The 3403-nt window shown below is 71.2% G+C and carries 4 protein-coding genes; 2 read left to right on the top strand and 2 right to left on the bottom strand.

Annotated features, from left to right (window positions below):
* Window positions 1-401: inositol monophosphatase family protein (locus ACTIR_RS23865; protein WP_034240556.1), on the bottom strand; the 401-nt coding region annotated here is incomplete at its 3' end.
* Between the two features lie 73 nt (window positions 402-474).
* On the opposite strand from ACTIR_RS23865, the gene ppgK reads away from it, so the two are divergent.
* Window positions 475-1272, top strand: a complete 798-nt coding sequence (gene ppgK, locus ACTIR_RS0116490) for a polyphosphate--glucose phosphotransferase (RefSeq protein WP_052583924.1) — start codon at window positions 475-477, stop codon at window positions 1270-1272.
* Window positions 1273-1472: 200 nt separating this feature from the next.
* Window positions 1473-2840, top strand: a complete 1368-nt coding sequence (locus ACTIR_RS0116485) for an RNA polymerase sigma factor (RefSeq protein WP_084789583.1) — start codon at window positions 1473-1475, stop codon at window positions 2838-2840.
* Between the two features lie 109 nt (window positions 2841-2949).
* Here ACTIR_RS0116485 and ACTIR_RS23860 read toward each other — a convergent pair.
* On the bottom strand, window positions 2950-3403 hold a 454-nt coding region (locus tag ACTIR_RS23860), incomplete at its 5' end, for an EamA family transporter (RefSeq protein WP_034240555.1).

The raw sequence follows: 3403 nt of genomic DNA, 5'->3' as shown, positions 1-3403 counted from the left end.
TCGACGACGGCCCCGGCCACGGACACGCCGTCGACCTGCGCGGCGACCGAGACGGCGAACGCGGGCAGTCCGTAGAGGAAGTTCACGGTCCCGTCGATCGGGTCGACCACCCACTCGACGCGGCCCGGGGTGCCGGCACCGCCGGTGTCCCCGCCGGTGCCTTCCTCCTCACCGAGCACGACGTCGCCGGGACGCAGGGCGGCCAGCCTCGCCCGGATGAGCCGTTCGGACTCCGTGTCCACGGCGGTGACCACGTCGGTGCGACTGCTCTTCGTGTCGACAGCGACCGTCCGCCCGCCGAGCATGGATTCACGCGCTTCGCGGACCAGCCCGGCGGCCTCGGTGGCCACCTCTTCCGCCGTGGCGGCCAGCACGGCGGGATCGGGGTCGGTGGTTCCCACGACACCATGGGACCACACCCGCCGCTAGAGTTTCGCGCGACGGGTTCTGAATCGAGTAGGAAGGGGCGGCGCCATGACGGTGCCCACGACGGGGGCCACCACGGCGACCACGGAGGCGGGCCGGGGCTTCGGCATCGACATCGGCGGCAGCGGCATCAAGGGCGGCCTGGTCGACCTCGCCACGGGCGAGCTGGTCGGCGACCGTCTGCGCATCGACACACCGCGACCCGCGACCCCGGACGCGGTCGCCGACGTGGTCGCCGAGGTCGTGGGCGCGTTCGGCTGGGACGGGCCGGTGGGGGTCACCCTGCCGTCGGTGGTCAAGCGGGGCAGGGCCCGCTCCGCCGCGAACATCGACCCGAGCTGGATCGGCCGGGACGCCGACGTGCTGTTCGCCGGGCGGCTGGGCCGGCGCCCCACGGAGGTGGCCGTGCTCAACGACGCCGACGCCGCGGGCATGGCGGAGATGCGGTTCGGTGCCCCCGAGGGGCGGGCGGGCGTCGCCGTCCTGCTGACGTTCGGAACCGGTATCGGCAGTGCGCTGTTCCTGGACGGACGTCTCGTGCCGAACACCGAGTTCGGGCACATCGAGATCGACGGAATCGACGCCGAGAAACGCGCCGCGGCCTCCGCGAAGGACACCGAGGGTCTCACGTATCCGGAATGGGCCGAACGGGTCGACCGGTACCTCACCGTGCTCGACAACCTCCTCAGTCCCGACCTCTATATCGTGGGTGGCGGTGTCAGCAGGAAAGCGGAGAAGTGGGTGCCGTCGCTGACCGTCGACACCCCCGTCATCGCCGCGTCCCTGCTGAACAACGCGGGCATCGTGGGCGCCGCCGCGGCCGCGGCCGAGGGCCTCGCGCACTGACCGGACGTCCCGTCCGGCCCCCCGCGGAGCCGCACGGGACGTGATCGCTGCGCGACTTCGGTGCCCACCGTCGTTACAATGGAACACGGCTCTCGGCTGCGGACCCGGAATCCGCAGGCCAGAGCAGGTTCCCCGAACTTGAGGCAGCCGGGATACCAACGTCTCGGTTCGTCGTGATCGACCGCTGCGAAAGGGCGTACGTGGCAGCCGCAAAGACCGCAACCCCAAGCGGGACGAAGACAACGAGCGCCGCCGATCAAGCGACTGCCGACGAGGACACGGCGGCCGCGAACGGGACGGCCCCGCCGGAGAAGAAGTCGTCGGGTCGCAAGACGGCCGCGAAGAAGTCTCCGAAGTCCACGGGGACCCGCAAGGGCGCCAAGGCCGAGAAGGGCAAGGCCGCGGCCAAGAGCGCGGCCGAGGTGGGTGACCTCGACGCCTCGGACCTCGAGGACGTCGACCTGTCGGATCTCGACGTGGACGCGGTCGAGGTGGACGTCGTCGACGCCACCGTCACCGAGGAGGAGGCCGAGGAGTCCGAGTCCGAGGAGGAGTCGGCCGCGGCCAAGCCCGTGGACCCCGACTTCGTCTGGGACGAGGAGGAGTCCGAGGCGCTGCGGCAGGCGCGCAAGGACGCCGAACTCACCGCGTCGGCCGACTCCGTGCGGGCCTACCTCAAGCAGATCGGCAAGGTCGCTCTGCTCAACGCCGAGGAGGAGGTCGAACTCGCCAAACGGATCGAGGCCGGGCTGTACGCGGCCGAACGCATCCGGGTCACCGAGGAGGAGGGCGAGAAGCTCTCCACCCAGATGCGCCGCGACCTGAAGTGGATCGTCCGCGACGGTGAGCGCGCCAAGAGCCACCTGCTGGAGGCCAACCTCCGGCTCGTCGTCTCGCTGGCCAAGCGCTACACCGGGCGAGGCATGGCGTTCCTGGATCTGATCCAGGAGGGCAACCTCGGGCTGATCCGCGCGGTGGAGAAGTTCGACTACACCAAGGGCTTCAAGTTCTCCACCTACGCCACCTGGTGGATCCGCCAGGCCATCACCCGGGCCATGGCCGACCAGGCCCGCACCATCCGGATCCCGGTGCACATGGTCGAGGTGATCAACAAGCTCGGCCGGATCCAGCGGGAGCTGCTGCAGGACCTGGGCCGCGAGCCCACCCCGGAGGAGCTGGCCAAGGAGATGGACATCTCCCCGGAGAAGGTCCTGGAGATTCAGCAGTACGCCCGCGAGCCGATCTCGCTGGACCAGACGATCGGCGACGAGGGCGACTCGCAGCTCGGGGACTTCATCGAGGACAGCGAGGCCGTGGTGGCCGTGGACGCGGTGTCGTTCACGCTGCTGCAGGACCAGTTGCAGTCGGTGCTGCAGACGCTGTCCGAGCGGGAGGCCGGCGTCGTGCGGTTGCGCTTCGGCCTCACCGACGGCCAGCCCCGTACGCTGGACGAGATCGGCCAGGTCTACGGCGTCACGCGGGAGCGGATCCGTCAGATCGAGTCGAAGACGATGTCGAAGCTGCGCCACCCGTCGCGTTCCCAGGTGCTGCGCGACTACCTGGACTGAGTCCGCGACATCGACCGCGCAGGGCCGTCGACCTCCCGGGGTCGACGGCCCTGCGTGGTTGACGGGCCCTGCGTGGTCGACCGTCAGGCGTGGTTGACGGGCAGGCGTGTCAGTCCCGGGAGAACGAGCGCAGGGCGACACCGGCCACGACCGCCACGATGCCGAGCGCCTCGCCGGGGCCGGGTACCTGCCGCAGCACCACGAACCCGACCACGGCGGCGGTCACCGGCAGCAGGGCCAGCAGCACCGCGAACCGGGCCTGGCCCACGCGGCGCAGCACCGTCTGGTCGAGCACGTACGGCACCACCGTGGACAGCAGCCCCACCCCCACCGCGAGGGTGAGCAGGTCCGGCCGCGCCCAGACCGCGGTCGTGCCCACCACGAGCGGGGACAGCACGACGGTGGCGACGGCGAAGCCGATCGCCAGGCTGTCGATCCCGTTGCCGCCGAGCGCCACCCGCCTGCCGAGGACGATGTAGGCCCCCCAGGCCGCGGCGGCCCCGAGCGCGAAGGCCACCCCGGCCGGGCTGCCCTCCCAGCGCACGTCCGCGATCGCCAGCACG

Source organism: Saccharomonospora iraqiensis subsp. iraqiensis (assembly GCF_000430445.1).
Lineage (GTDB): Bacteria > Actinomycetota > Actinomycetes > Mycobacteriales > Pseudonocardiaceae > Saccharomonospora > Saccharomonospora iraqiensis.
The sequence above is the reverse complement of the archived record's forward strand: the minus strand, read 5'-3'. Positions and strand labels throughout refer to the sequence as shown.